26 protein-coding genes are annotated in these 26,460 nt (G+C 73.3%); 16 read left to right on the top strand and 10 right to left on the bottom strand.

Features of this window, described 5'->3' with window-relative positions; all coding sequences use genetic code 11:
* Positions 1-8 precede the first annotated feature (8 nt).
* The 5 genes from AB0G01_RS09395 to AB0G01_RS09375 are packed head-to-tail and all read left to right on the top strand — an operon-like array spanning position 9 to position 3,746.
* Positions 9-797 carry a metallophosphoesterase gene (locus tag AB0G01_RS09395; RefSeq protein WP_360941720.1) on the top strand — a complete coding sequence of 263 codons (789 nt, stop codon included), beginning with the start codon at positions 9-11 and terminating at the stop codon, positions 795-797.
* Between the two features lie 27 nt (positions 798-824).
* Positions 825-1,262, top strand: a complete 438-nt coding sequence (locus AB0G01_RS09390; RefSeq protein WP_360941717.1) for an SRPBCC family protein — start codon at positions 825-827, stop codon at positions 1,260-1,262.
* Complete coding sequence (locus AB0G01_RS09385; protein ID WP_360941714.1) at positions 1,259-2,449, top strand: ArsA family ATPase; 1,191 nt, start codon at positions 1,259-1,261, stop codon at positions 2,447-2,449. Before AB0G01_RS09390 ends, AB0G01_RS09385 begins: the two co-directional genes overlap by 4 nt.
* 5 nt (positions 2,450-2,454) lie before the next feature.
* Positions 2,455-2,802 carry a hypothetical protein gene (locus AB0G01_RS09380; protein WP_360941711.1) on the top strand — a complete coding sequence of 116 codons (348 nt, stop codon included), beginning with the start codon at positions 2,455-2,457 and terminating at the stop codon, positions 2,800-2,802.
* Positions 2,796-3,746, top strand: a complete 951-nt coding sequence (locus AB0G01_RS09375) for an ROK family glucokinase (protein ID WP_360941708.1) — start codon at positions 2,796-2,798, stop codon at positions 3,744-3,746. The genes AB0G01_RS09380 and AB0G01_RS09375 overlap by 7 nt, the downstream gene beginning before the upstream one ends.
* Positions 3,747-3,800: 54 nt before the next feature.
* Here the strand turns inward: AB0G01_RS09375 and AB0G01_RS09370 are convergent, their stop codons facing one another.
* Positions 3,801-4,274: a hypothetical protein gene (locus tag AB0G01_RS09370; protein ID WP_360941705.1), complete on the bottom strand. Its 474-nt coding sequence runs from the start codon at positions 4,272-4,274 to the stop codon at positions 3,801-3,803.
* Positions 4,275-4,474: 200 nt separating this feature from the next.
* On the opposite strand from AB0G01_RS09370, the gene AB0G01_RS09365 reads away from it, so the two are divergent.
* The 4 genes from AB0G01_RS09365 (at position 4,475) to AB0G01_RS09350 (ending at position 8,460) form a co-directional block, all read left to right on the top strand.
* Complete coding sequence (locus tag AB0G01_RS09365; RefSeq protein ID WP_360941702.1) at positions 4,475-5,209, top strand: lysophospholipid acyltransferase family protein; 735 nt, start codon at positions 4,475-4,477, stop codon at positions 5,207-5,209.
* Positions 5,210-5,231: 22 nt separating this feature from the next.
* Complete coding sequence (locus tag AB0G01_RS09360) at positions 5,232-5,744, top strand: polyadenylate-specific 3'-exoribonuclease AS (RefSeq protein WP_360941699.1); 513 nt, start codon at positions 5,232-5,234, stop codon at positions 5,742-5,744.
* Between the two features lie 79 nt (positions 5,745-5,823).
* Positions 5,824-6,849, top strand: coding sequence for a 6-phosphofructokinase (locus AB0G01_RS09355; RefSeq protein ID WP_360941696.1), 1,026 nt, complete (start codon positions 5,824-5,826; stop codon positions 6,847-6,849).
* A 222-nt stretch (positions 6,850-7,071) separates the two neighbouring features.
* The gene (locus AB0G01_RS09350) at positions 7,072-8,460 is read left to right on the top strand and encodes a class II 3-deoxy-7-phosphoheptulonate synthase (protein ID WP_360941693.1); all 1,389 of its coding nucleotides are present in this window, start codon (positions 7,072-7,074) and stop codon (positions 8,458-8,460) included.
* A 153-nt stretch (positions 8,461-8,613) separates the two neighbouring features.
* Here AB0G01_RS09350 and AB0G01_RS09345 read toward each other — a convergent pair whose 3' ends face one another.
* Positions 8,614-10,659 carry a PASTA domain-containing protein gene (locus AB0G01_RS09345; RefSeq protein WP_360941690.1) on the bottom strand — a complete coding sequence of 682 codons (2,046 nt, stop codon included), beginning with the start codon at positions 10,657-10,659 and terminating at the stop codon, positions 8,614-8,616.
* A 185-nt stretch (positions 10,660-10,844) separates the two neighbouring features.
* Here AB0G01_RS09345 and AB0G01_RS09340 point away from each other — a divergent pair, with 185 nt between their 5' ends.
* Positions 10,845-11,210 (top strand): Rv2175c family DNA-binding protein, encoded by a 366-nt coding sequence (locus AB0G01_RS09340; protein WP_360941687.1) that lies wholly within the window; start codon positions 10,845-10,847, stop codon positions 11,208-11,210.
* A gap of 138 nt (positions 11,211-11,348) precedes the next feature.
* On the opposite strand, the gene mptB is transcribed toward AB0G01_RS09340, so the two are convergent.
* The 3 genes from mptB to AB0G01_RS09325 all read right to left on the bottom strand — a co-directional run bounded on the left by mptB (position 11,349) and on the right by AB0G01_RS09325 (position 15,692).
* Positions 11,349-12,812 carry a polyprenol phosphomannose-dependent alpha 1,6 mannosyltransferase MptB gene (gene mptB / locus AB0G01_RS09335; RefSeq protein ID WP_360941684.1) on the bottom strand — a complete coding sequence of 488 codons (1,464 nt, stop codon included), beginning with the start codon at positions 12,810-12,812 and terminating at the stop codon, positions 11,349-11,351.
* 316 nt (positions 12,813-13,128) lie between these two features.
* On the bottom strand, positions 13,129-14,622 hold the full coding sequence (gene crtI, locus AB0G01_RS09330) for a phytoene desaturase family protein (protein WP_360941681.1): 1,494 nt from the start codon (positions 14,620-14,622) through the stop codon (positions 13,129-13,131).
* Between the two features lie 2 nt (positions 14,623-14,624).
* Positions 14,625-15,692 carry a polyprenyl synthetase family protein gene (locus tag AB0G01_RS09325; protein ID WP_360941678.1) on the bottom strand — a complete coding sequence of 356 codons (1,068 nt, stop codon included), beginning with the start codon at positions 15,690-15,692 and terminating at the stop codon, positions 14,625-14,627.
* A 105-nt stretch (positions 15,693-15,797) separates the two neighbouring features.
* On the opposite strand from AB0G01_RS09325, the gene AB0G01_RS09320 reads away from it, so the two are divergent.
* Entirely contained in the window at positions 15,798-16,682 is an 885-nt protein-coding gene (locus tag AB0G01_RS09320) for a methylenetetrahydrofolate reductase (RefSeq protein ID WP_360941675.1), read from the top strand.
* Between the two features lie 34 nt (positions 16,683-16,716).
* Here AB0G01_RS09320 and AB0G01_RS09315 read toward each other — a convergent pair whose 3' ends face one another.
* Complete coding sequence (locus tag AB0G01_RS09315) at positions 16,717-17,157, bottom strand: carboxymuconolactone decarboxylase family protein (protein WP_360941673.1); 441 nt, start codon at positions 17,155-17,157, stop codon at positions 16,717-16,719.
* A gap of 72 nt (positions 17,158-17,229) precedes the next feature.
* On the bottom strand, positions 17,230-17,880 hold the full coding sequence (locus AB0G01_RS09310) for a DUF3153 domain-containing protein (RefSeq protein ID WP_360941670.1): 651 nt from the start codon (positions 17,878-17,880) through the stop codon (positions 17,230-17,232).
* Between the two features lie 104 nt (positions 17,881-17,984).
* Between AB0G01_RS09310 and AB0G01_RS09305 the strand changes: the two genes are divergently transcribed.
* Together AB0G01_RS09305 and AB0G01_RS09300 are read left to right on the top strand one after the other, a co-directional pair.
* Positions 17,985-19,664, top strand: coding sequence for a DUF885 domain-containing protein (locus AB0G01_RS09305; protein ID WP_360941667.1), 1,680 nt, complete (start codon positions 17,985-17,987; stop codon positions 19,662-19,664).
* Between the two features lie 99 nt (positions 19,665-19,763).
* Positions 19,764-20,399, top strand: a complete 636-nt coding sequence (locus AB0G01_RS09300; protein WP_360941664.1) for a CHAP domain-containing protein — start codon at positions 19,764-19,766, stop codon at positions 20,397-20,399.
* Between the two features lie 52 nt (positions 20,400-20,451).
* Here the strand turns inward: AB0G01_RS09300 and AB0G01_RS09295 are convergent, their stop codons facing one another.
* The gene (locus tag AB0G01_RS09295; RefSeq protein ID WP_360941661.1) at positions 20,452-21,012 is read right to left on the bottom strand and encodes a GNAT family N-acetyltransferase; all 561 of its coding nucleotides are present in this window, start codon (positions 21,010-21,012) and stop codon (positions 20,452-20,454) included.
* Complete coding sequence (locus AB0G01_RS09290; RefSeq protein ID WP_360941658.1) at positions 21,009-21,509, bottom strand: YbaK/EbsC family protein; 501 nt, start codon at positions 21,507-21,509, stop codon at positions 21,009-21,011. Before AB0G01_RS09290 ends, AB0G01_RS09295 begins: the two co-directional genes overlap by 4 nt.
* A 487-nt stretch (positions 21,510-21,996) precedes the next feature.
* Between AB0G01_RS09290 and AB0G01_RS09285 the strand changes: the two genes are divergently transcribed.
* Complete coding sequence (locus tag AB0G01_RS09285) at positions 21,997-22,758, top strand: maleylpyruvate isomerase family mycothiol-dependent enzyme (RefSeq protein WP_360941655.1); 762 nt, start codon at positions 21,997-21,999, stop codon at positions 22,756-22,758.
* On the opposite strand, the gene AB0G01_RS09280 is transcribed toward AB0G01_RS09285, so the two are convergent.
* A complete protein-coding gene (locus AB0G01_RS09280) occupies positions 22,759-24,333 on the bottom strand; it encodes an alkaline phosphatase D family protein (RefSeq protein WP_360941652.1) in 1,575 nt (524 codons plus the stop codon). It abuts the gene before it with no gap.
* A 306-nt stretch (positions 24,334-24,639) separates the two neighbouring features.
* Between AB0G01_RS09280 and AB0G01_RS09275 the strand changes: the two genes are divergently transcribed.
* Entirely contained in the window at positions 24,640-25,278 is a 639-nt protein-coding gene (locus AB0G01_RS09275; RefSeq protein WP_360941649.1) for a GntR family transcriptional regulator, read from the top strand.
* Between the two features lie 2 nt (positions 25,279-25,280).
* The gene (locus tag AB0G01_RS09270) at positions 25,281-26,276 is read left to right on the top strand and encodes a 1-aminocyclopropane-1-carboxylate deaminase (protein ID WP_360941646.1); all 996 of its coding nucleotides are present in this window, start codon (positions 25,281-25,283) and stop codon (positions 26,274-26,276) included.
* The last annotated feature ends 184 nt before the right edge of the window (positions 26,277-26,460 follow it).

The raw sequence follows: 26,460 nt of genomic DNA, 5'->3' as shown, positions 1-26,460 counted from the left end.
TCCGTGTGGTGCGGGTTCACGTCGTCTCGGATGTCCACGGCAACGCCGAGGCCCTCGCCCGCGCGGGCGACGGTGCCGACGCACTGGTGGTCCTGGGGGACCTGGTCGACTTCGTCGACTACCACGACCACGGCCGGGGCATCCTCGGCCGGGTGTTCGGCGCGGAGAAGGTCGGGGTGTTCGCCCGGCTGCGGCGCGAGCGGATGGGCGCGGAGACCGTGCGCTACATCCGGTCGCTGTGGGACAGCCTGGACGACGCGGCGGCCGTGGTCCGCGAAGCGGTCCTGGAGCAGTACACCGAGCTGTTCGCGGCGATGAGCGCGCCGACCTACGCGACACCCGGCAACGTGGACAGCCCCGAGCTGTGGCCGCGATTCGTCCGCGACGGGGTGCACGTGCTGGACGGCGAGGCCGCGGAGATCGGCGGGCTGCGGTTCGGGTTCGTCGGCGGCGCGCTGATCGCGCCGGGTTTCGTGCGCCGGCCCGGCTCGCCCTGGTACCCGTACCTGCGCACCGAGGAGGAGTTCGGCGCGGCGCTGGCCGGGCTGGGCCCGGTGGACGTGCTGTGCACCCACATCCCGCCGGCGGTGGCCGAGCTGACCTACGACGTGGTGGCGCGCCGGCCCGAGTGGGGCTCCGCGTCGCTGCTGGGCGCGATCCACCGGGACCGGCCCCGCTGGTCGGTGTTCGGGCACGTGCACCAGCCGATGGCGCGGCGCGTGCGGGTGGGGTGGACCGAGTGCGTGAACGTCGGCCACTTCCAGCGCAGCGGCACGCCCCACGTGTTGCGCTGGTGATCCGAACCACCGGGTAGCCTCCCCGGCATGGCCGACGAGTCCACCCAGTCCATCGTCATCGACGCGGCTCCCTCCGAGATCGTGGCGGTGATCGCCGACTTCGCCGCGTACCCCGAGTGGGCCAACGGGGTGAAGCGCACCGAGGTGCTGGAGACCGGCGCGGACGGCTACGCGGCGCAGGTGAAGTTCAACATCGACCAGGGTCCGATCAAGGACGAGTACGTGCTCGCCTACGACGAGTGGTCGAGCTCGCGGATCTCGTGGCACCTGGTCAAGGGGCAGATGCAGAAGTCCCAGGAGGGCAGCTACGCCTTCACCGAGCGCGCCGGCTCGACCGAGGTGACCTACACGCTGTCCGTGCAGCTCGTGGTGCCGATGATCGGCCTGTTCCGCCGCAAAGCGGAGAAGATGATCATGGACACCGCGCTGAAGGAGCTCAAGCGCCGGGTGGAAAAAGCTGGATGAGCGCGCGCCTGCTGCTGTTCACCGGCAAGGGCGGGGTCGGCAAGACCACCCTCGCCGCCGCCACGTCCGCCGCACTGGCCGCCGGCGGGCGCAAGACCCTGGTCGTGTCCACCGATCCCGCGCACTCGCTGGGTGACGCGTTCGGCGTGCCGCTCGGGTCGTCGCCCGCCGAGGTGGACGCCGGTCTGCACGCGGCGCAGATCGACCCCCGCGCGCTGGTCGACGACACCTGGCGGGAGCTGCGCGGACACCTGCGGACCGTGCTGGCCGGCGCGGGCGTGGACGAGCTGGCCGCCGAGGAGCTGACCGTCCTGCCGGGCGTCGAGGAGCTGCTCGCGCTCTCCGAGGTGCAGCGGTTGGCGCGCACCGGGCCGTGGGACGTGGTCGTGGTCGACTGCGGCCCGACCGCCGAGACGTTGCGGCTGCTCGCGCTGCCCGAGGCCCTCGCCTCCTACCTCGAAAGGCTGTTCCCCACCCACCGCCGGGTGGTGCGCGGCCTGCTCGCCGGCCTGGCCGGCACCGCGGCCTCGGTGGAGAGGTGGGACGCCACCGCCGACGCGCTGGGCCGGCTCGCGGAGAACCTGGAGCAGCTCCGCGCGCTGCTCACCGCCGACACCACGGCGGTCCGGCTGGTCTGCACCCCCGAACGGGTGGTCGTCGCCGAGACCCGCCGCACCGTCACCGCGCTCGCGTTGCAGGGCATCCGGGTCGACGGCGTGATCGCCAACCGGCTCGTGCCGGACCCCGGCGACGATTCCGGCCCGGCCGCGACGTGGCTGCGCACCCGGCGCGCCGAGCAGGAGGCCGTGCTCGCGTCGCTGGACCTGGGTCCGCTGCGGACCGTCGGGCACCGCGCCGGCGAACCGGTCGGCCTGGCCGCCCTGCTGGACGTCGCGGACGGCCTCTACCGGGGCGCGGACCCGCTGGGCGGTGCCGGCACCCCCGGGCCGCTGGTCGAGGTCGTGCCGGTGGGCGACGAGTACGAGTTGCGGCTGGCGCTGCCGGTCGGCGACTCGGACCTGGAGCTCGCGCGGGTCGGCGACGACCTGGCGGTGACCGTCGACGGGCGGCGCAGGCTGATCGCCCTGCCGTCGCTGCTGCGGCGGTGCGTGGTGCTCGGCGCGGAACTGGACGACGACGGCCTGGCGGTGCGCTTCCGCCCCGACCCCGACCTGTGGATGCGGTGAGGAACGTGGACGCGAAACTCGCCGAGGAACTCCGGCTGCTGCTGGACGCCGCCTCGGAGCGCGCGCAACCGTGGCTGGACAAGCTCGCCGAGCGCGAGCACGGCGAGCACGGCGAGCGGACCTGCGACTGGTGCCCGCTGTGCAACGCGGCGGCGCTGGTCCGCGGCGACCGCTCGGAGCTCGCGGCCCGCGCCGCCGAGCACGTGGCCGGTCTCCTCGCGGTGCTGCGCGCCGCCCTGGCCGAGCCCGCCGACGCGGCCGGTGCCACCGGTGCCGCCGCCGACGCGGAGGACGCCGGGCCCGCGTCGCACGTGCAGCACATCCCGGTGGTCCGGCGGCGACCGCAGTGCTGACCGTCGGCGTCGACGTCGGCGGGACGAGCGTCCGCGCCGGCGTGGTGGACGCCGACGGGGCCGTGCTGGACACCGCCCGCGCCGCCACCCCGTCCGGGGAGGAGGCGCTGGAGGAGGCGATCGGCGCGACCGTCGCCGAGGTGGCCTCGCGGCACCGGGTGGCCGCCGTGGGGCTGGCGGTGGCGGGTTTCGTCACGCCGGACCGCCGGACCGTCCGGTTCGCGCCGCACCTGGCCTGGCGGCAGGCCCCCGTCGCCGACCGGATCGCCGAGCGCGTCGGGCTGCCCGTGGTGCTGGAGCACGACGCCAACGCGGCGGCGCTCGCCGAGCACCGGTTCGGCTCGGCGCGGGGCGCGGGGATCGCGGTGCTGGTCGCGATCGGCACCGGGATCGGGGGCGCGCTGCTGGTCGACGGCGAGGTGTTCCGCGGGGCCCACGGCGTCGCCCCGGAGCTCGGCCACCTGCGCCTGGTGCCGGACGGGCGGCCCTGCGCGTGCGGGAAGAACGGCTGCTGGGAGCGGTATTGCAGCGGTACGGCGCTGACCACGACCGCGGTGGAGCTGCTGGCCCGGCACCCCGGCGTGTCGACGCTGCTGGCCCGCGAGGCGCGGAGTGACTCCCGGGCGGTGACCGGCCGCCGCATCGCCGCCGCCGCCCGCGACGGCGACCCGCTGGCGACCCGCGCGATGACCGACCTGGCCCGCTGGCTGGGCGAGGGCCTGGCGCTGGTGGCCGACGTGTACGACCCGGAGGTCGTGGTGATCGGCGGCGGGGTGTCGGAGTCCGCGCCCCTGTTCCTGGACGAGGCCCGCGAGCGCTACTCGGCCGTGGTCACCGGGGCGGGCCACCGCCCCCTGGCCCGCATCCGCACCGCGCAGCTCGGCGACGACGCCGGCATCGTCGGCGTGGCCACCCTGGCCCGGGACCTGGCCGCTGCCCGCTAGGCCCGACCGGCACGCGCTGCCGGGGCGGTGCTCCCCGGTCCCGACCGCGAGCGGCTACAGGACCGCGCCGTCGTCCCAGCCCGAGTCGGGCGGTGGGCCGTTGCGGATGCGCAGGACCAGCCAGCCCGCGCCCGAGCAGAGCACGACCAGCGCCAGCGGGGTGCCGACCGACGACCCCAGGCCGAACAGGCCCGGGAACAGCAGCAGGACCACGCCGAGCAGGATCAGCAGCAGGGCGGCGATGGTGCCGGCGCGCAGCACGGGCAGCGGCGGCGGGTCCGGGGGGACGAAGTGGTCGTCCGGGCCGTCGTCCGGCTCCTCGTCCGGGTCGTCGTCGACCGTCGCCACGGCCGGTTTGCCCTCCGGGCGGATCGGGCCGGCGGGCTCGGCCTCGTCGGCCTCGTCGTCCGGCTCCTCGCCGTCGGGCCAGGTCCTGCCGACGCCATCGCGTTCCAGACCGGCCACGATCTCGGCGAAGGTCGCGTCCACGTCCTCCGGGCCGTCCGCCGGGTCGCGTCGGGAGTTCATCGGCGTGCTCCAGCCCTCCGGTAGTGAAGGCGAACCCTCTGCCAGACTTCATCGTCCCACGAGGCCGTGGTGTTGCGGATCGCGGCGGTCGGTGGGACTCGCGACCGCACCGGCCGCACCCCGGGTTCGTTGTGCCTGGTGCGGTTGGCTCCGTAGGCTGACCCGCGGGGATCAAGCACGTCGAGGAGGCGCGGCCGGCAGTGCTCTACTGGTTGATGAAACACATCTTTCTCGGGCCGCTCCTGAAGCTGTTCTTCCGCCCCCGGATCATCGAGGGCGCGGAGAACATCCCCAAGGAGGGCGGTGCGATCCTGGCGTCCAACCACCTCGCCGTCTCCGACTCGTTCTTCCTGCCGCTCAAGCTCTCCCGCCGGGTCACCTTCCCGGCGAAGATCGAGTACTTCACCGGCAAGGGCGTCAAGGGCGCGTTGCAGCGCTGGTTCTTCTCCGGCGTCGGCCAGGTGCCGATCGACCGCTCCTCGGCGTCGGCGGCGCAGGGCGCGCTGGACACCGGCGTGCGGATCGTCCGCGAGGGCAAGTTGCTCGGCATCTACCCCGAGGGCACCCGCTCGCCCGACGGCCGGCTCTACAAGGGCAAGGTCGGCGTCGCCTGGATCGCCCTGGAGTCCGGCGTGCCGGTCATCCCGGTCGCGATGTTCGGCACCGACAAGGCCAACCCCATCGGCTCGAAGATGTGGCGGCCCCACCCGATCCGGATCAAGATCGGCAAGCCGCTGGACTTCTCCCGGTACGAGGGGCTGTCCGGCGACCGGTTCGTGCTGCGGTCCATCACCGACGAGATCATGTACGCCCTGATGGAGCTGTCCGGCCAGGAGTACGTCGACGTCTACGCGGCCAAGGCGAAGGAGGAGCAGGGCGACCCGAAGCGGCCGGGCGGGGACGTCGACCGGCTGCCCGGCACGAAGGCCGGGTGAACCGCACCTTAAGGTTGGCGCGGTGCGGTTCTTCTACGACTGTGAGTTCATCGAAGACGGTGTGACGATCGACCTCGTCTCCATCGGGGTGGTCGACGAGGAAGGCCGCGAGTTCTACGCCGTGTCGACCGAGTTCGACCCGGAGAAGGCCGGTCCGTGGGTGCGGGCGAACGTGCTCACCCAGCTTCCGCCACCCGCCGACCGGGCCTGGCGCGGTCGCGAGCGCATCCGCCGCGACCTGCTGGAATTCGTCGGCGGTGCCAAGGCCAACCGGGACGACATCGAGCTGTGGGCGTGGTTCGCGGCCTACGACCACGTGGCGCTGGCCCAGTTGTGGGGCCCGATGCCCGCGCTGCCGCGCTGCCTGCCCCGGTTCACCCGCGACCTGCGGCAGCGCTGGGAGGACGTGGGCAAGCCGAAACTGCCCGCACCGCCCGCCGACGCGCACGACGCGCTCGCCGACGCGCGCCACAACCTGGCCCGCTGGAAGGTGATCGAGGCCGAGCGGCACCGCCGGGGGTTCGCCGTCCGCTAGGTGGGACCCACCCTTGCTGCACCGATCCAGGTCGTGACAGTCTTGGGTGACCCACGCCACGAAGAGATTGGCTAAGCAGATGCGTATTGGTGTGCTCACCGGCGGTGGTGACTGCCCCGGCCTGAACGCGGTCATCCGCGCCGTCGTCCGCAAGGGCGTCGAAGGCCACGGCTGGGAGGTCGTGGGTTTCCGCAACGGTTGGCAGGGCCCGGTGGAAGGGCTCACCAGGCCGATCGGCCTCGGTGACGTCGAGGACATCCTCACCCGGGGCGGCACGATCCTGGGTTCGTCGCGCACCAACCCGTACAAGATCGAGGGCGGCGTGGACCGCATCCGCGAGGTGCTGGCCGCCGAGGGTGTGGACGCGCTGATCGCGATCGGCGGCGAGGACACCCTGGGTGTCGCGAAGCGGCTGACCGACGACGGCATCGGCGTGGTCGGCGTGCCGAAGACCATCGACAACGACCTGGGCGCGACCGACTACACGTTCGGCTTCGACACGGCCGTGCACATCGCGACCGAGTCCATCGACCGCCTGCGCACCACCGCCGAGTCCCACCACCGGGCGCTCGTGGTCGAGGTCATGGGCCGGCACGCGGGCTGGATCGCGCTGCACTCGGGTCTCGCGGGCGGCGCGAACGTGATCCTGGTGCCCGAGCGGCCGTTCAGCGTGGAGAAGGTCGTCGAGTGGGTGGAGCGGCGCTTCGAGCGGCAGTACGCGCCGATCATCGTCGTCGCCGAGGGCGCGGTGCCCGAGGGCGGTGCCGAGGTGCTGCACTCCGGTGAGAAGGACGCGTTCGGCCACGTGCGGCTGGGCGGCGTCGGCACCTGGCTGGCCGAGGAGATCGCCCACCGCACCGGCAAGGAGTCCCGCGCGGTCGTGCTGGGCCACACCCAGCGCGGCGGCATCCCGACCGCGTACGACCGGGTGCTGGCGACCAGGTTCGGCCTGCACGCGGTGGACGCCGTCGCCGAGGGCGACTTCGGTGTGATGGTGGCGCTGCGCGGCACCGACATCGTGCGGGTGAAGCTGGCGGAGGCGACGGCGGAGCTCAAGACCGTGCCGCTGGAGCGGTACGCGGAGGCCGAGGTCTTCTTCGGCTAGACCGCGCGACGAGCTCGCGGGCGCTCCCGGACGGACCCTCGACCCGTCCGGGAGCGCCCGCGTCCTGCTGTCCGGGCGGGACCGGCCACGGCGGTGACCCACCGCCGGTCCCGCCCCCGGCCCGCCGGGTGCGCGCCGCCCGGACCGGTGGCCGGCATGACGCACATCTCGCACAGGCCATCCAGTGCCCGTCCCCCGGTGCCGACCGCATACCCTTGACCCGTGAACTGGACCGTGGACGTGCCCGTGGACACGCTTCCCGAGCTCCCGCCCCTCCCGCCCGAGCTCCGCAACCGACTGGACGACGCACTGGGCCGGCCCGCCGCCCAGCAGCCCGAATGGCCGGATGCCGAGCAGGTGCGCCGGGTGCGCGCGGTGCTCGAAAGCGTCCCGCCGATCACCGTGCCCGCCGAGATCGACCGGCTGCGCGGCAACCTCGCCGAGGTGGCCCGGGGTGAGGCGTTCCTCCTCCAGGGCGGCGACTGCGCCGAGACGTTCGCGGACAACACCGAGCCGCACATCCGCGCCAACATCCGCACCCTGCTCCAGATGGCGGTCGTGCTGACCTACGGCGCGAGCCTGCCGGTGGTCAAGATCGGCCGCATCGCCGGCCAGTACGCCAAGCCGCGCTCGTCGAACATCGACGCGCTCGGCCTGCCGTCCTACCGGGGCGACATCGTCAACTCGCTGATCACCACGCCCGAGGCGCGCGTCCCGGACCCCTCGCGGATGATCCGGGCGTACGCCAACGCGGGCGCGGCGATGAACCTGCTGCGGGCGATGACCACCGCGGGCATGGCCGACCTGCACCGCCTGCACGAGTGGAACAAGGACTTCGTCCGCCAGTCGCCCGCCGGCGAGCGGTACGAGGCGCTGGCCGCCGAGATCGACCGCGGCCTGCGGTTCATGTCCGCGTGCGGCGTGGACGACAGCTCGCTGCACACCACCGAGATCTTCGCCTCCCACGAGGCGCTGCTGCTGGACTACGAGCGCGCGTTGCTGCGCCTGGACGCCAACAGCGACCAGGCCAAGCTCTACAACCTGTCCTCGCACTTCCTGTGGATCGGCGAGCGCACCCGCCAGCTCGACGGCGCGCACATCGCGTTCGCCGAGCTGCTGGCCAACCCGATCGGCGTCAAGATCGGCCCGACCACCTCCCCGGAGATGGCCGTCGAGTACGTCGAACGGCTCGACCCGCACAACGAGGCCGGCCGGCTGACCCTGATCAGCCGCATGGGCAACGGCAAGGTGCGCGACGTGCTGCCCGCCATCGTGGAGAAGGTCACCGCGTCGGGCCACCAGGTCATCTGGCAGTGCGACCCGATGCACGGCAACACCCACGAGGCCTCCACCGGCTACAAGACCCGGCACTTCGACCGGATCGTCGACGAGGTCCAGGGCTTCTTCGAGGTGCACCGCCGCCTCGGCACCCACCCCGGCGGCATCCACATCGAGCTGACCGGCGAGGACGTCACCGAGTGCCTCGGCGGCGCGCAGGAGATCTCCGACACCGACCTCGCCGGCCGCTACGAGACCGCCTGCGACCCCCGGCTGAACACCCAGCAGTCGTTGGAGCTCGCCTTCCTGGTCGCGGAGATGCTCCGCAGTTGACCTGATCGAGCACGGACCCCGTGCCCCGGCCGGACCTGGACCCCGTCCCGGACCGCCGGGGCACGCGGCGGTCCGGGTGGCGACCGCGCCACGGACGACACCGCGCCCGACGACCGGGAGGTCGGACGCCCTCCCGGTCGTCGGGGGTCGCGGTCAGACCGCGATGATCGTGATCTTGGTGCCCTTCGGCACGCGCTCGCCGCCCCGGATGGACTGGTTGACCACCGTCGACCGCTCCCGGTTGCCGAACCGCACCTCGACCTGGAGACCGGCCTTCTCCAGCGTCTCCTTGGCCTCCCGGAGCTTCTTGCCCTCGACGTTGGGCACGGTCACGCCGCGGTCCGCCGCGACGATCACGGTGACCCGCTTGTCCGCGCCGAGCGCGGTGCCCGCCGGCGGGGTCGTGCGGATCACCCGGCCCCCGTCGACCTCGCCGGACGGTTCCTCGGGACCCTCGACCGGCTCGAAGCCCGCCGCCGACAACTCCGCGAACGCCTCTTCTCTCGTCTTGCCCTTCAGGTCCGGCACCGGCTTGGGCTGGATGCCCTTGCTCAGCACGATGGTGACCGCGCTGCCGATCTCCACGGGCGTGCCCGGCGCGGGCTTGGTCGTCACGACCTTGCCCTTGGGCACCCGCTCGCTGAAGGCGTCGTCCTCCGGGACGAGCCTGGGCTTCAGCCCGACCGCGCTGATCTCCTTCTCCGCGGCGGCCACCTCGACGCCGGACGCCACCTGCGGCACGACCGGTTTGCCGCGCGAGACCACGACCCGCACCAGGTCGCCCCGGGTGCCCTCCGCGCCCGCTGCCGGGTCGGTGCGCAGGACCTGCCCGCTGGGCACGGTGTCGCTGTTCTCCGTGGACACCGCGGCCTTCAGGGACGCGTTCTCCAGGATCGCGACCGCCGCGTCCTGCTCCTTGCCCACGACGTCGGGCACCGACGCGACCCGGCCGATCGCCATCCACCAGCTCACCAGGCCGATCAGCACCGCCGCGACCCCCACGACGCTCATCCAGGTGATGAACTGCTTCTTGCTCTTCGCCCGCATCTCCTCGTAGAGCTGCTCGGGCGTCTTCTGCTTCGGAGGTCGCTTGGGCCGCACGGGCCGCGTGCGGGGCACCACGGCCGTCTGCTGCCCTGTCACGGGCACGGACAGGCCCTGGGCGGGTGACGGGGTGGGGTCCAGACCGCGCGGCAGCGCCTGGGTGCCCTGCGGGCCCGGCGGGGGGAACCTGCGCACCGGGACGGTCGCCTCGGCGTGCGCCACGGCCCCGACGCCCACCGGCTGCACCCGTTCGGTCCGGGGCTCGGCGGAGGCGGGGGCGTCGACGGTCGCCGCCGTCACGGTCGGCACGTCGACGGAGGCCAGGCCGAGCGTGGCCCGCGCCGTCTCCACCTCGGACAGGAACGCCTCGGCGTCCGCCGGCCGGAGGAACGGCTCCTTGCGCGTCGAGCGCCGGACCAGCTCGGCGACCTCGGCGGGCACGCCGGGCACCGGCGGCACCTCTTCGTTGACGTGCCGGTAGGCCACCGAGATGGCCGTGTCGCCGACGTAGGGCGGCGTGCCGGTCAGCATCTCGTACAGCAGCACGCCGGCCGAGTACACGTCGCTGCGGGCGTCGGCGGAGCCGTTGGTGACCTGTTCGGGCGACAGGTACGCGACCGTGCCCAGGATCGTCGTGTCACTCGTGATGGCCGGTGTGGCCACCGCGCGGGCCAGCCCGAAGTCCGCGACCTTCACCGCGCCGCCCCGCCCGACGAGCACGTTCTCCGGCTTCACGTCCCGGTGCACGAGCCCGGCGCGGTGCGCGGCGGCCAGCGGCGACAGGACCCGCTCCAGCACCGTCAGCGCCAGCGGCACGTCCAGCTTCCCGCGCGCGGTCAGCAGGTCGCGCAGGGTGCCGCCCTCGACCAGCTCCATCACCAGGTAGACCCGGTCCTCGTCCACGCCCTGGTCGTGCACCGCCACGACACCGGGGTGGTGCAGCCCGGCGGCGGCGCGCGCCTCGCGCTCGAACCGGGCCACGAATTGCGGGTCCGAGGAGAAGCGGGGGTCCATGACCTTGATCGCCACGGGACGCTCCAAGCGCGTGTCGACGCCCCGGTACACGGTGGACATGCCCCCGCGCGCCACCAGGGCTCCTACTCGGTAGCGTTGTTCGAGCAGCCCGCCGATCACGTTCGTCGCAGACCTTTCCACAGCCGTGGATCGTACGGTGGGGTGGAGCCGACCGATGTGGTGCGCTGGGAGCATCCCGGCCCGCGTGTGGGATCAGTGTCAAAGCCCCCGGGAACAGGGGGTGTCCGGGAACCGACCCGGGGGTGTACGGCCACCACCCGGTTGGCGCAGGGCGTTGCTCCCGGCGTTGTGGCATCGTGGCGCACGTGAGTGCGATTCCTGCCGCTGCGGATGTACTGGCTCCCGACCTGGAGGTCCTCGACCTGCCCGAGGTCGCCGAGCGTCTCGGTCTACCCGTCACCCGTGTCCACCAGTTGCTGCGCGACGGTCAGTTGATCGCGGAGCGCCGGAACGGTGTCCTCGTCGTCCCCTCCCACTTCCTCGCCGCCGGAGGCGTGGTGAAGGGGCTGCCCGGCACCATCACGGTGTTGCGCGACTCCGGCTACTCGACCGATGAGATCCTTCGGTGGCTGTTCACCGAAGACGACACGCTGCCCGGGACGCCGATCGAGGCGTTGCGGGGCGATCGCGGCCGTGAGGTGAAGCGCCGCGCCCAGTCCTTGGGCTTCTGACTCCGACCAGGCGCGTCCGGGCGGTTCCCGCGGAGCCGTCCGGACGTCGCGCGGAACACCACCGTCCGGGCCGGTCCGGACAGGCGCACACGTCCGAGGTCTTCCCCCACGCCCCACGGGAAGTGCGTGCCGGCTCGGTTACGCGTACCTGCTGGACAGCTTCAGCGGGTCGGGCTTGACCAGCGACACGCAGGCCAGCGCCGAGACGGCGATCGTGACGGCCAGGTAGCCCCACGAGTAGAGCCCGGTGTCGCCGTTGGGGAACGTCACCAGCAGCAGGAACGTGGAGAAGAACGCCGCCCCCCGCAGGCCCTTCGCGCTCCACGCGAGACCCGCGCCGAGCACCAGCGCCCAGCTGAAGTACCAGGGCAGCGTCGCGGGGGACAGCAGCGCCACGGCCAGCAGGGTGATCGCGGCCCGGCGGACCGCCTCCGGCCCGCCGTCGTCGGCGGCCCGCCACTGCCGCCACGCGACGTAGACCAGCAGCAGCGACCCGAGGCCGCGCGCGACGGTCATGAACACGCCGGGCTCGACCCGCACGAACAGGCTCACGACCGTGTGGGTGAAGTCACCCACGGCGCTGGGCAGGGACAGCCAGTTGACGATGGTGGAGGACGAGCTCAGCGCCGGTATCCAGCCCAGGGACAGCCCGGACAGCAGCGTGGTCGCCGCGAACACCGCGACGAACGTGGCCAGCCCGCCCGCGATCGCCTTGACGAGCTGCGCGGTCCGCGTGCCGGACAGCCGCCGCGCCCACACCAGCACCAGGAACGGCAGCGCCACGACGGCGGTCGCCTTCACCGCGAACGCCAGCGTCACCACGACGATCCCCAGCACGTGCCGGCCGTCGAGCACGAACAGGCAGCCGGCGGCCATCAGGCCGACCATCAGCAGGTCGTTGTGCGCGCCGCCGGTGAGCTGCACCAGCATCAGCGGGTTCGCGGCGGCCAGCCACAGCGCCACCGCCGGGCGTCCGCCGAGGTGCCGGGCCAGGCCGGGCAGCGCCCAGCAGAGCAGTGCGAGGCCGATGACCAGCACGAACCGCATCAGCACCACACCGCCGATGATGCTCGCGCTCGTCACCCACACGACGCCCATCGCGAGCACCAGGAACAGCGGGCCGTACGGCGCGGGCGTGTTCTGCCAGACCCAGCTCACGTTGTCCGACAGCGGGTTCTGCAACACCGCCGGACCGACCTGGTAGGGGTCCAGGCCGTTGAGGGCGATCTGGCCCTGCGCGAGGTAGCTGTAGATGTCCTTGCTGAACAGCGGTGGCGCGAACAGCAGCGGCAACGTCCACACCACGACCGCGGTGAGGACGGCGTTGCTGCCGACGTGCCCGTTGCGGACCATGCGGCCGAGCCGGATCCACGACCAGACCACCAGGCCGAGTCCGACGTAGAGCACGGCGTTGGCCAGGTCGTGGCCGTGGCCGTACCTGATCCAGCTCAGCGTGGTGTCGGCGAGGAGCGGGTCGCGCTTGAGGATCGCCCCCGCGCCGGTGCCGCCCAGCGCGATGAGCATGACGCCCGCCACGCCGAGCAGGATGGTGCGGACGGGGATTCCGCCGGGGTCCGGAACCTGGGTAGCACCGGACCGCACCGGCTCGACAGGTGCGGTGCTAGAGGTGGGTGGGGACGGGGTCGCGGCCATCGCGGCAACATCGTCGCACAACGCGGGCGCGCGACGGCACGCGATGGCGGACACGTGCGCGGGCAGGTGACACCCCGACGGATCGTCGCACGCGGGTGTCACCCGAGCGAGTGACCACATGGAGTATTACGACGTGCGGGAACGCCTGGTCGGACACGTTTCGTGGCCGATCCGGCCGTCTTCCCACGGGGGTGGTCGGGCAGGTCGCGCATCCCGGTCCAACCCGGTCCCGGGAGCGGCGCGCGTCCCCGGCGGGCGGTGCGGGCTAGCGCGGGCCGTGCGCTCGCGACCTCGCCGCGGGCCGCCGCCACGCCGCGCCGGCCGACCCGGTGATCCGCTGCGCGGCCAGCTTCCCGGAGATCAGCACCGGCGGCACGCCCACGCCCGGCGTGGTGCCGCAGCCGGCCAGCACCGCGTTGTCCAGCACCAGGTTGCGCGGTCGGAACGGGCCGGTCTGGGCGACCGTGTGCGCGGCCGAGAACGGGGTGCCCGCCGCCAACCCCAGGCCCGCCCAGTCCCGGGGCGTGACCAGGGCCTCGACCTCGATCGACGCGCCGAACCCGGTCAGCCCGCGCGCCTCCAGGGTCTGCACCACCTCGTCCCGGTAGGCCGGGCCGACCCGGTCCCAGTCGATCGGGCCCACGCGCAGGTTCGGGGTGGGCGCGAGCACGCACACACCGCCCCCCGGCGGGCTGGTGACCAGCAACGACGGGTCGCTCATCAGCGTGCCCCGGCGGGTCAGCTCGTCGAAGGTGCGGTCCCACGCGCGGCCGAAGAACACCGTGTGGTGGGCCAGTTCCGGCCACGTCCGGTCGACGCCGGCGTGCAGCACGAACGCCGACGGCGACCACGTGATCGGCACCGGGCGGCGCGGGCGGTGGCCCAGCAGCCGGTACGACATCGGCAGGTCCGGGGTGAGCACCACGGCGTCGCACGGGATGCGCTCGCCCTGCGCCGTGCGCACGGCGGTGACCCGGCCGCCGATCCGCTCCAGCCACGCGACCTTCGTCCGGTAGCGCAGGTCCGCGCCCGCGTCCCGGGCCGCGTCCGCCAACGCGTCGGGCAGCGCGCGCATCCCGCCACGCGGGTAGTAGACGCCCGCGACGGTGTCCATGTACGCGATCACGGCGTAGGCGGCGAGCGCCTTGCGCGGTGGCACGCCCGCGTAGAGCGATTGGAAGGAGAACACCCGTTGCAGCCGCTCGTCCTTCAGGAACCGCGCGATCGACGGCCCCAGTCGGGAGAAGCCGCGCAACGCCGCCAGCCGGGCCAGCCGGGGCGTGAGCAGCCCGATCGGCGAGTCGAAGTTCGCGTCGATGAACGCGTCCTTCTCGGCCCGGTAGAGGTCGGTCAGCCAGTCCCGCAGCGCCCGGTACCCGGCCGCCTCGGCGGGACCGGCGAACCGGCGCACCTCGGCTTCCATCGCGTCGCCGTCCGCGTGCACGTCCAGCACGTCGCCGTCGGCGAACCGCGCCCGGTACGCGGGCTCCACCGGCACCAGGTCCAGCCGGTCGGCCAGGCTCTCGCCGACCGCGTGCAGCGCCTCGTCCACCAGGTCCGGCATGGTCAGCACGGTCGGCCCGGTGTCGAACCGGTAGCCGCCCAGGTCCAGCCGCCCGGCCCGCCCGCCGGGCACGTCGTCGCGCTCCACCACGGTCACCCGGCGGCCCGCGCCGAGCAGGTGCAGCGCGGCGGACAGGCCGGCCAGGCCCGCACCGACCACGACGACGTGGTCGGTGCGGCCGGAGACCGTGCGCATGGTCAGTAGGTCCGTTTCGTGGCGCTGATCGCGAGCTCGGCGAGCCGCTCCCCGGCGGGTTCCGCGACCGGCGCGCCGGCCAGCGCCCGGAGCGCCGACTCGGTGAGCCGCGCGATCCGGTCCTCGACCGCGGCCACCGCGCCGACCTCGACCAGCCGGGCCCGCACCTCGTCGACCGCGGCGACGTCCAGGTCGGGCCTGCCCAGCGCGTCGTGCAGCACGTCCGCGCCGAACTCCACGCCCAGCGCCACCAGCAGGGTCCGCTTGCCCTCGCGCAGGTCGTCGCCCGCGGGCTTGCCGGTCACCGCCGGGTCGCCGAACACGCCCAGCAGGTCGTCGCGGAGCTGGAAGGCCACGCCGATGTCGGTGCCGAACGCCCGCAGGCCCGCCACCAGCTCCGGTGCCGCGCCGCCGATCGCCGCGCCCATGTGCAGCGGCCGTTCCACGGTGTACGCGGCGGTCTTGAGCCGGTCGATGCGCAGCGCGGCGTCGGTCGAGGCGTCGCCGCGCGCCTGGGTGAGCACGTCGAGGTACTGGCCCGCGAGCATCTCGGTGCGCATGTCCCGCCACGGCAGGCTCAACCGCCGCAACGCGTCGTTGGGCAGGCCCGCCGCGAACAGCATGTCGTCCGCCCACGCCAGCGCGATGTCGCCGATCAGCACCGAGGCGGCCAGGCCGAACCGCTCGGGCTCGCCCAGCCAGCCCTCGTCGCGGTGCCGGCGGGCGAACCGGACGTGCACGGTCGGCATCCCGCGCCGGGTTTCCGAAGCGTCCATCAGGTCGTCGTGGATCAGCGCGCAGGCCTGGATCAGCTCCAGCGAGCTGACCGCCGTGAGCACGGCACCGGCCAGGTCGCCGTCCGGGTCGCCGCCCGCCGCCCGCCAGCCCCACCAGGCGAAAGTCGGCCGTATCCGCTTGCCGCCGCCGAGCACGAAATCCGCGAGCGCGTCGACCGCGCCGGCGAAGTTCTCCTCCATCCGCTCGCCCAGGGCGCGGCGGTCGGCGAGGTAGCCTGTGAGCGCTGCGTCGACGTGCTGGGGGAGTTCGAGGTCCAACGGGTGGGGCGGCACCCCCCTATGGTCACCTCTGCCCGGCGCGGCCGGCCAACCGGGGGCCTGCTCCCACCTGATGAGCGGCTTCTCCCACTGGCCGGCACCGGCACTAGGCTGGAGGGCATGACGTCGGTCGTCGAACGCCTCAACGGCGGCACCCCGGTGTTCTCGGTCGAGTTCTTCCCACCGCGGGACGACGCCGACGAACTGGTGCTCTGGCGCGCCATCCGCGAGCTGGAGGCCCTGGACCCGGCCTTCGTGTCGATCACCTACGGCGCGGGCGGCTCCAACCGCGACCGCACCATCCGCACCACCGGCCGCGTGGTCCAGGAGACCACCCTCGTGCCGATGGCGCATCTCACCGCCGTGGACCACTCGGTGGCCGAGCTGCGCAACGTGATCGGGTGGTACGCGGCGGTCGGCCTGCGCAACATCCTCGCGGTGCGCGGCGACCCGCCCGGCGACCCCAACGGCGAGTGGGTGCCCCACGCCGACGGCCTGACCTACGCCGAGGACCTGGTGCGGCTGTGCCGGGAGCTGGGCGACTTCTGCGTGGGCGTGGCCGCGTTCCCGTACGGGCACCCGCGCTCGGCCGACCTGGACACCGACACCAGGCACCTGGTCCGCAAGCTGCGGGCGGGGGCGGACTTCGCGATCGCCCAGCTCTTCCTCGACCCGGACGACTTCCTGCGGCTGCGGGACCGCGTCGCCGCGCTCGGCCACGACACGTTCCTGCTGCCCGGCCTGATGCCGCTGACCACGCCGCGCACGCTGGCCAAGTCCGTGGAGCTGTCCGGCGCGCCGGTGCCCGCCGCCGTGGCGCGACGGCTGGAACCGCTGGTCGACGACCCGAAGGCGTTCCGGTCGGCCGGGGTCGACCTGGTGACCGAGATGGGGGAGCGGCTGCTCGCCGAAGGCGTGCCGGGGTTGCACTTCTACACGTTCAACCGCTCCAAGGCGACCCGCGAGGTGGTCGGCCGGCTGGGCCTGGTGCCCGTCCGGACCTGACCACCCCGCCCGGTCGCGCCCGAGCCCGGCCCGCTCAGCGCAACCGGCGCTCGGTGGCCGACTCCAGCGGCACGCCGATCCGGTTGAACCCGTTGATCGCGATGATCTGGGCCAGCAGCCCGGCGACCTGCGGCTGGTCGAAGGTCGCGGTGACCCTCTCCCACAGCTCGTCGGGCACGCCGTGCTCGCCGAGCCGGGTCACCGCGTCGGTGAACTCCAGCGCGTCCCGCTCGGTGTCGGTGAAGAACCGCGACTCGCGCCACACCGCCACGGCGAACAGGCGTTGCGCGCTCTCCCCGCGCTTGAGCGCGTCGGACGAGTGCAGGTCGACGCAGAACGCGCAGTTGTTGAGCACGGAGGCCCGCAGGTTCACCAGCTCGGCGAGGGTCGGGTCGATCCGCTCGCGGGCGTAGCCGTCGAGCTGGGCCAGCGCCCGGTAGACCTCGGGCGCGACTTCGGCGAGATTCATCCTCATGCCCGCTGGACGGTGTGGCCGGCCGGGATGTGACAGTGCTCCCCCCACCGGCTCCCCACCCGGCGGTTGGCGCTACGCCACGAGGCTCCGCCGGTGCGCGACGATCGCGAGCACCACCACGATCAGCGCCGCCGCGCCGGTCAGGCCCGCCACGAGCATGGTCCACCCGAAGTAGGACGGCGAATTCTCCCCGGCGTAGCGGAGCGTGGCCGTGATCATCGTCGCCTGGCCCGGCTTGGGTGCCCACGCGATGGTCGTCGGCTCCTCTTCGCGCCCGTTCGTGTCGACGACCTCACCCGGGAAGCTGATCTTGATCTGGATGTCCGCGCGGTCGGTCGGCACCTGGGTGAGGTCCACCGACCCGGACAGCGTCACCAGGTCGCCGGACCGCCGGAACGCGAGCTGGTAGCGGCTGGAGGACGCGCTGGTCACCATCGACAGGGTCCGCACCTCCTCGAAGGTGAGGGCGCTGAAGAACACCTGCGTCCCGGTGTAGCCGTCCGCCCGGTACTGCTTGGTGGTCACCCGCCCGACCAGCTCCTCCGGCACCTTGAGCTGCGGGCCCGGGTCGTTGTCCTCGGTGGGCGGTGTGGCGGCGACGATCTCGCCGGAGACGCGGTCGTCCTGCGACAGCGCCATCGCGGCGTGCAGCCGGATGCACCCCGTCAGCGAGAACATCGCGAGGAGGATCACCGGCAGGAGGAGCGCTGAGGCCCTGGGCACGCGGCCATCCTGCCGGCCGGGTCAAAAGTTGACCGTCTGGACACGGTCGTGAGCGTGGCTAATTACCTGTTGGAGGTACATGACCCACGGGTAACGTGCGGTTCATGTCACCCTCTCCGGCCGGCGTGCACGGCATCAGCAACCAGTTCGTGGCCGATTACGCGGCGGCCGACCCGTTGACCGCGACGTTCATCGGCACGCCCGGCCACGACGACCGGCTGACCGACTACTCGCCCGAGGGCCACGCCGCCCGCCGGGAACTGGCCGCGCGCGCCCTGGCCGAGATCACCGCCGCCGAGCCCGCCGACGCCGGCGAGGCCGCCGCCAAATCCGTGTTCCTGGAGCGGGTCGGCCTGGACGTGGAGATCCACGAGGCGGGTCTGTGGGAGGGCGAGCTCAACGTCATCGCGGGCCCCGTGCAGAACCTGCGCGAGGTGTTCGACCTGATGCCGACCGCCACCACCGAGGACTGGGCCACCGTCGCCAAGCGGCTCACCGCCATGCCGGAGGCGGTGGCGAACCTGCGCGCGGGCCTCGCGCACTCGGCGGACCGGGGCGAGGTCGCCGCGCTGCGGCAGGTCGCCCGGGTCGCCGAGCAGTGCGACACCTGGTCCGGCCGGTCCGGCGGCAAGTCCTACTTCGCGTCGCTGATCGAGCCGGCCGACGTGGACGCGTCGCTGCGCACCGACCTGGAGACGGGCGCGCGGGCCGCCGCCGAGGCGTACGCGGACCTGGCGTCGTTCCTGCGCGACGACCTCGCGGCGAAGGCACCGGAGAAGGACGCCGTCGGCGAGGACGTCTACCGGCTGTGGTCGCGCTACTTCACCGGCGCGCGGCTGGACCTGGCCGAGGCGTACGAGTGGGGCTGGGCCGAGTTCACCCGCGTCGAGACCGAGATGAAGCAGGTCGCGAACCGGATCAAGGCGGGCGCGACGCTCGCCGAGGCCGCCGCCGCGCTGGACGCGAACCCGCGCTACCTCGTGCACGGCCAGGACGCCCTCCGGTCCTGGATGCAGGACCTCTCGGACAAGGCCCTGCTCGACGTCCGCGACGTGCACTTCGAGCTGCCCGACGAGCTGATGGAGCTGGAGTGCCGCATCGCGCCGCCCGGCGGTGCCGTCGGCGCGTACTACACCGCCCCCACCCCGGACTTCTCCCGCCCCGGCCGCATGTGGTGGTCGGTGCCCGCGGACAAGACCGAGTTCTCCACCTGGCGCGAGGTCACCACCGTCTACCACGAGGGCGTGCCCGGCCACCACCTCCAGGCCGGCACCGCCGTCTACCAGGCGGAGAAGCTGAACAACTTCCAGCGGACGATGTGCTGGGTGTCCGGCCACGGCGAGGGCTGGGCCCTCTACGCCGAGCGCCTGATGCGCGAGCTCGGCTACCTGGAGGACGACGGCGACCTGCTCGGCATGCTCGACGCGCACCTGTTCCGCGCGGCCCGGGTGATCATCGACATCGGCATGCACCTGGAGCTGGAGATCCCGAGGGGCGCGGGCTTCCACGACGGCGAGCGCTGGACGCCGGAACTGGGCCTGGAGTTCATGCTCACCCGCACCATCACCGACCCGGCGCACGTGCGCGACGAGATCGACCGCTACCTGGGCTGGCCCGGCCAGGCCCCCTCCTACAAGCTCGGCGAGCGGCTGTGGCTGGCGGCGCGGGACGACGCGCGGGCCCGCCACGGCGCGGCGTTCGACCTCAAGACCTTCCACAAGGACGCCCTGGAGATGGGGTCGATGGGTCTGGACACGCTGCGGGAGCGCCTCGCCCGACTGTGAACGGCTGATCGGTGACCGGGCCCCGGTGATTCCGCTTCACGGCGTCGTCACCGGGGTTTCTGTTGCATATGCTGCGGGGACGAGGGTGAGGGGGGACGGATGTCCAGACGTCTCAGGCGTTCCGCGACGGTGTTCGCCGCCGTGGGCGCGCTGGTGTTGGGCCCGGTGTTGAGCGCGGTTCCGGCGCAGGCGCGGCAGAACGAGCACGCGCCGGACGAGTGGCGGATCCGGCTGGAGATCGTCGACTACGCGTTCAGCCAGATCGGGGCGAAGGAGAACGGCCCCAACGGCTACCCGCAGCGCTACCAGGACGTGGACCCGGACGTCCGGCGTCCCGTGGAGTGGTGCGGCGTGTTCGTGAACTGGGCGTGGACGAAAGCCGGTGTGCCGCAACGCCCGTCGATGCGGCCGGCCGACGGCGCGCCCGGGGTCGACCAGGGCCACTGGGCGACGTACTGGCAGAAGTGGGGCCAGGCGAACGGCCGCTGGAAGTCGCTGGCGGACCGCGACGTGGAGATGGGTGACGCCGTCGTGTACGGCAACTACCCGTCGATGGTCGCGCACGTCGGCATCGTGGTCGAGGTCAACTACGACCGCACCGGCCAGAAGGCGACGCACGTGCGCACGGTCGAGGGCAACGTGAGCGACAAGGTCGTCCACTCCAAGTGGCGCAGGATCGCCGACCTGAACGCCGGTCCGGGGCTCAAGGCCTCCGGGTTCGTGTCGCCGTTCTAGGTCCGGGAGTGCGCCGGGCGGTCGTCCTCCGGGACGGCCGCCCGTCGTCGTGTCAGTCCAGCGGCAGGGTGCGGCCCAGCACGGCGAACGGTCGCGGGTCGCCGGTGAACTGGTAGTGCCGCAGCACGTCCGCGAAACCCAGCCGCCGGTAGAGCCGCCACGCCTTGCTCGGGCCCTCCGGGGTGGACAGCAGCACGCGGGACGTCGGCACCCCCGCCAGCAGGGTGCGCAGCAGACCTTCGCCGACGCCCCGGCCCTGTTCGCCGGGCAGGACGTGCAGCTCGGTCAGCTCGAAGTAGTCGCGCATCCACTCCTCGACCGAGTTCGGCCCGGAGACCAGGGTGAGGCCGTGCCGCACCTGCTCGTGCCACCACTGGCCCACCGAGCCGCGGTAGCCGTAGCCGATGCCGATCAGCTCGTCCTCCTCGCCGAGCGCCACCACGCAGCGCCAGCCGTCGCGCAGCATGTGCGCCAGCCACATCGGCGCGCGCTGCTCGGCCGTGCCCGGTGGGTAGTTCATCGCGCTGACGTAGAGCGCCAACGCCTCGCCGAGCCGGGCGTTCAGGTCCCGCGCGGACACCTCCACGAGCCGTTGCGACGGCGCGGCCGTCATCGCGCGACCGTCGCGGGGGTGCCGCCGGTCAGGTCCACCAGACCGGCGCAGGTCGTCGGGAACAGCGCGTGCGGGTGCCCGGCGGCGGCCCACACCACCTCGTACCGCTCCAGGTCGACGTCCACGAACGTCCGGATCGGCGCGGGGTGGCCCAGGGGCGACACCCCGCCGATGACCTGGCCGGTGTGCTCGCGGACGAAGTCCGGCGAGGCGCGGTCGATCCGGTCCGCGCCGGCCAGTCCGGCCAGCAGGTCGGTGTCCGCCCGGTGCGCGCCGGAGGTGAGCACCAGCAGCGGGGCCACCTCGGCACCGCGGACGGCGGCGAACACCAGGCTGTTCGCGATGGCCCCGACCGGCACGTCCACCGCCCGTGCGGCCTCGGCGGCGGTGCGGACGGCGTCGGCGAGGACGCGGATCCCGTCGGCCGCCTCGGGGTGGCCGGCCTCCGCCAAAGCCGCCGCCACCTTGCGGATGCCGGGGTGGTCAAGTGCGCTCACGTGTTCATAAGACCACGTGCGGCCGGGTTGAGGAGTGCCGGGTTCTCGGGCTACGCTGACCTTGCTCGAACGTCTGTTCGAGCTATGCCTTGGTGGTGGGGCGGGGGAAGCGCCCCACCACCAAGTGCCGCCGTCTCCCCGCGGCGGTCGTCGCTGTCCCGACGCCGCGAGGAGGCCGCCGATGTCGACTTCCACCGACTTCCCCGGCACCCGCCGGGTCCCGCCGCTCCCGTCCCCGGCGTCGGCCGTCACCCCGCTCGTCCGGGCCCGTGATCGCGTTCGGGAAGCCGAGCGCGCGACCGGGTCCGCCGAGCGGTCCGCCACCGCCCACCCGCGCTGGACCACGGGACCGGGCCGCGTGCTCCGCGTCCCGCGCGGCCGTCCGGGCGGGCACCCGGCGGGTGGACCGACGGAGTGCCGACGACCTCGTGCGCCAAGCGGCGCGGTTCACCGAGCTGGTCGACGAGATCACGTACGAGGGCAGACTGTGAGCAGGGGACTGGTCGGCTACGGCCGGCTGATCGACGTGGTGGCGGCGGAGGCCGAGCTGCTGGCGGTGTCGGCGGAAGGGCAGCGGCCGGAACGCCAGGTGCCCGCGTGCCCGGGGTTGAACCTGGGCGAGACCGCGCGGCACGTCGGCAGCACGTTCCGGATGGTCGCGGCGTGGGTCCGGGAAGGACGGCAACCCGGTGCGTGGCAACAGGACCCGGCACCCGGGCAGACGGTGTCGGACTACCTGAGGGAGGGGGTCGGGCCGCTGGTGGACGCCTTGTCCGAACGCGCCGCCGACCACCCGTGCGAGACGTGGTGGCCCGCCGAGCGCACGTGCGGGTTCTGGGCGCGGCGGCTCGCGCACGAGGCGACCGTGCACCGGATGGACGTCCAGTCGGCGGCCGGCCTGCCGCTGGACCCGGTGTCCGACGACGTCGCCGAGGACGGCGCGGACGAGGTGCTGTCGCTGTGGCTCGGCCACCGCCTGGACGTGCTGGGCGTGCGCGGCACCAGGGAGAGCACGGTCGCCGTCCGGTCCGGCCGCCGGGTGTGGCTCGTCCGCACCGGCCCGGAACCCGCGACCGCGTGGCGGGCGTCGCCGGAGGAGGCGGAGTCGGCGGACGCGGACGTCACCGGCTCGCCGGTGCTGGTCTACCGCTGGCTGTGGGGCCGCATCCCGGACCGCGACGTGCGGACCACCGGTGACCACGACGCGATCGCGCAGTTGTGGGCGTTGCTGAGGTTGGCGACGAAGTGACTAGAGGGTGAGGTTCGCGCTCTCCACGAGACCGTCGCCGGTGGCGGTCTCCAGGCGGTAGCGGGCGGTGCGGCCGATGATCTCCAGCACCGCCACCGAGTTGCCGAAGTGCGGCCCGCTGATCCGCCGCCACGCGACCGGGTCGGGCGTCACGCCCGCCCGGTCCGCCCAGCGGCGCAGCAGCCACGCCAGCGGCTTCGACCAGGACAGCCGGAACACCACGCGGAAGGGCTTCGGCGGGTCGTTGTGCACCGGCGAGCAGACCAGTTGCAGCACCTCGGACCTGGTCGGCTCGGCGAACTCGGCGCGGGCGGCGTAGCTGTGGTGGACGTCGCCGGAGAGCACGCAGATCGTGCCCGGCGCGTCCGCCGCGCTGCCCAGCCGGCGCAGCAGGCGCGCGAGCCGCTCGAACGACGCCCGGAACGCGGGCCAGTGCTCCAGGTCGCCCACCTGGCGGACCTTCTCGCCGATCCGCCCGCGCAGGCCGGGACGGGCCGCCGCGCGTTCGTTGAGGGACTGGAGGTGGCTCAGCGCGTGCGGCATCAGCCACGGCAGCGACGAGCCGATCAGCAGGTGGTCGACGTCACCCTCCGCGTTGCGCTCGATCCAGTCGAACTCCTCGTCGCCCACCATCAGCCGCTCCGGCCCGTCCAGGATCCGGCCGCTGCGGGTGTCGATGACGAGCAGCCGCACCCGGCCGAAGTCGCGCCGGTAGCTCCAGCGGGTGGCCTTGCGGCCCTCCACCTCGCGGTCGGCCTGCTCGGCGAAGTCCTCCAGGAGCTGCTGGACGTCCTCGCCCGCGTTCTGGACGGTGGTGAACAGCTCGTTGTCGGCGAGTTCGGCCGGACCGAGGTTGCCGATGTGCTGGTAGACCCAGTACGACGCCAGCCCGGCCCGGATGCGCTGCCGCCACCACGGTTTCTCGGCCATCTTGGCGCGCCACGGGCCGGAGGTGTTCCAGTCGTCCCGGATGTCGTGGTCGTCGAAGATCATCGACGTCGGCAGCACCGACATCAGCCAGCGGATCTCCGGGTCCGCCCAGGACTCGTGGTACAGCTCGGCGTACTCGCGGAACGACACCACCTCGCCCTCCGGCTCCGGCCGCCGCTCGGCCAGCCACTCGCGGATCCGGGGCGTCGGCTCGTCCGCGTACACCTGGTCGCCGAGCAGCAGCAGGGCGTCCGGCCAGCGCTCCTCGGGCAGGTCCTGCATCCGCACGGCGAAGGCGTCCAGCGCGTCCGGCCCCAGCCGGTCGGTCTCGGAGCCGCCCTTGGCCGCGCGGCACGACCCGAAGACCAGTTGCCGCACCGGTCCGGTGCGGATCCTCGGTGCGGGGAAGGGGTAGTCGGGCTCCGGCCAGACGACCCGGTCGTCCAGCCGCACGTCGTAGGCCGTCGACGTGCCGGGCGTGAGACCGTCCACGACGACCAGCGCGAAGTGCTGCTCGCCCACCTGGAACGTCGCGGCGCGGTGGCCCGCCACCGTGACCTCGCAGGCCGCGTCGGTCTCCACCCAGATGGTGGCCGACGTCGCGTCGACGTGTCGCAGCACGGGGCCGATCACCAATTGCGCCATGGGCGCAGACGTTACCTCCGGATCACGGTGACGAGGTCGTGCTCTGTGGCCGTGGACACTGCCGACCCGTCCCGACGCGGTTTCCCGGTTCCGGGCGCTCGGCCGGACGGCCCATCCGGGCTGGGCGTGCGCTTCCCGGTTCACGGGGCCCGACCGCCCGGTGCGGTTCGCGTTCCGCCACAGCACGGCGATCAACGCCGGTCCCGGCGGTCGGCGGTGAGGGCGGTCGGTGGTGAGGGCGGTCGGTGGTGAGGGCGGTCGGTGGTGGGGCCGGCGTCGGCCGGCCAAGCCGGGTTAGGGTCCGGTATGCAATATATCAGTCGGGCCCTTTACCGGGACCAGGCGTTGACCGCGATCCGCGCGGCGATCCTGGACGGCGACCTCGCGCCCGGCACGCCTGTCAAGGACGTCGAGCTCGCCGAACGGCTCGGCCTGTCGAGGACGCCGGTGCGCGAGGCGCTGGCGCGGCTGACCGAGGAGGGCCTGGTCGAGTCGAAACCGCACAGCTACACGCGGATCACCCCGCTCGACACCGCGCCGGTACGCGACGCGCACGCCGTCATCCAGACCATGCACGCCCTCGCCGCGCGGCTCGCCGTGCCGACGATGGGCGAAGCGGAGTTGGCGGCGATGCGCGCGGCCAACGGGCGGTTCGCGACCGCGCTCGCGGCCGGGGACGTCGCCGCCGCGCTCGCCGCCGACGACGAGTTCCACGACGTGGCCGTGCGGGGGAGCGGGAACTTCGCCGTGATCGCCACGATCGAGCGCTACACGCCCCTGGTGCGACGGCTGGAGCGACTGCGGTTCGCCGCGCCGACCGGACGGCACTCGGTGGCTGTGCACGACGAGATCACCGCCGCGTGCGCGGCCGGCGACGCCGACGGCGCGGCGCGGCTGGTCGAGCGGAACTGGGCGACGTTGGCCGACCTGCTGGAGGAGAACTGACCATGGCACTGGATGATTTCGCGCGGTTCCCGCTGACCTTCGGCCCGTCTCCGGTGCACCCGCTGGAACGGCTCACCAAGCACCTCGGCGGGGCCGCCGTGTGGGCCAAGCGGGAGGACTGCAACTCCGGCCTGGCCTACGGCGGCAACAAGACCCGCAAGCTGGAGTACCTGGTGGCGGACGCCCTGGCCACCGGGTGCGACACGCTCGTCTCGATCGGCGGCGTGCAGTCCAACCACACCCGCCAGGTCGCCGCCGCCGCCGCGCGGGCCGGGCTGAAGTGCGTGCTGGTGCAGGAGAGCTGGGTGGACTGGCCGGACGCGGGGTACGACCGGGTGGGCAACATCCTGCTCAGCCGGCTCCTGGGTGCCGAGGTCAGGCGGGTGGAGGCGGGCTTCGGGATCGGCGTGAAACCGGCCTGGGAACAGGCGGTCGAGGACGTGCGCGCGGCCGGGGGCACGCCCTACGCGATCCCGGCGGGCGCGTCGGACCACCCGCTGGGCGGGCTGGGCTTCGCGGGCTGGGCGGCGGAGGTGGAGCGGCAGGAGGTCGAGCTGGGCGTGCGGTTCGACACCGTCGTGGTGTGCTCGGTGACCGGCAGCACCCAGGCCGGGATGGTCGCCGGGTTCGCGGGCCGCGACCGGCGGGTCATCGGCATCGACGGGTCGGCCAAACCGGCCGAGACGCGGGCGCAGGTCACCCGCATCGCCCAGGCGACCGGAAAGTTGCTCGACGTCGAGGTGCGCGACGCGGACGTCCTGCTCGACGAACGCTTCCACGAGGGCGTCTACGGCGTCCCGGGCGAGTCCACGGTGGAGGCGATGAAGCTCGGCGCGAGCCTCGAAGGCATGATCACCGACCCGGTGTACGAGGGGAAGTCGTTGGCGGGCCTGGTGGAACTCGTGTCGTCGGGCGAGATCCCCCGCGACTCCACGGTGCTCTACGCCCACCTCGGCGGCCAGCCCGCGCTCAACGCCTACAGCAGCCTCTTCCGCTGACCCCACCCACCGACCGATCCAGGACTGAACCGCCACAATCCGCTCGCAGTCCGCTCGCAGTCCGCTCGGCGAGGTGGCGAGGTGGCGATCGGCGTCCGCCGGGCCGCGCCGGGCCGGGTCTGGGGCCGGGCCGGGTCTGGCCGGGTCTGGTCTGGCCGGGTCTGGTCTGGGGTTGGGCCGGATT

It is taken from the genome of Actinosynnema sp. NPDC023587 (genome assembly GCF_040640215.1).
In the GTDB taxonomy this organism is placed as follows: domain Bacteria; phylum Actinomycetota; class Actinomycetes; order Mycobacteriales; family Pseudonocardiaceae; genus Actinosynnema.
Note: the sequence above shows the minus strand (reverse complement) of the source record. Positions and strands in the feature narration are given on the sequence as shown.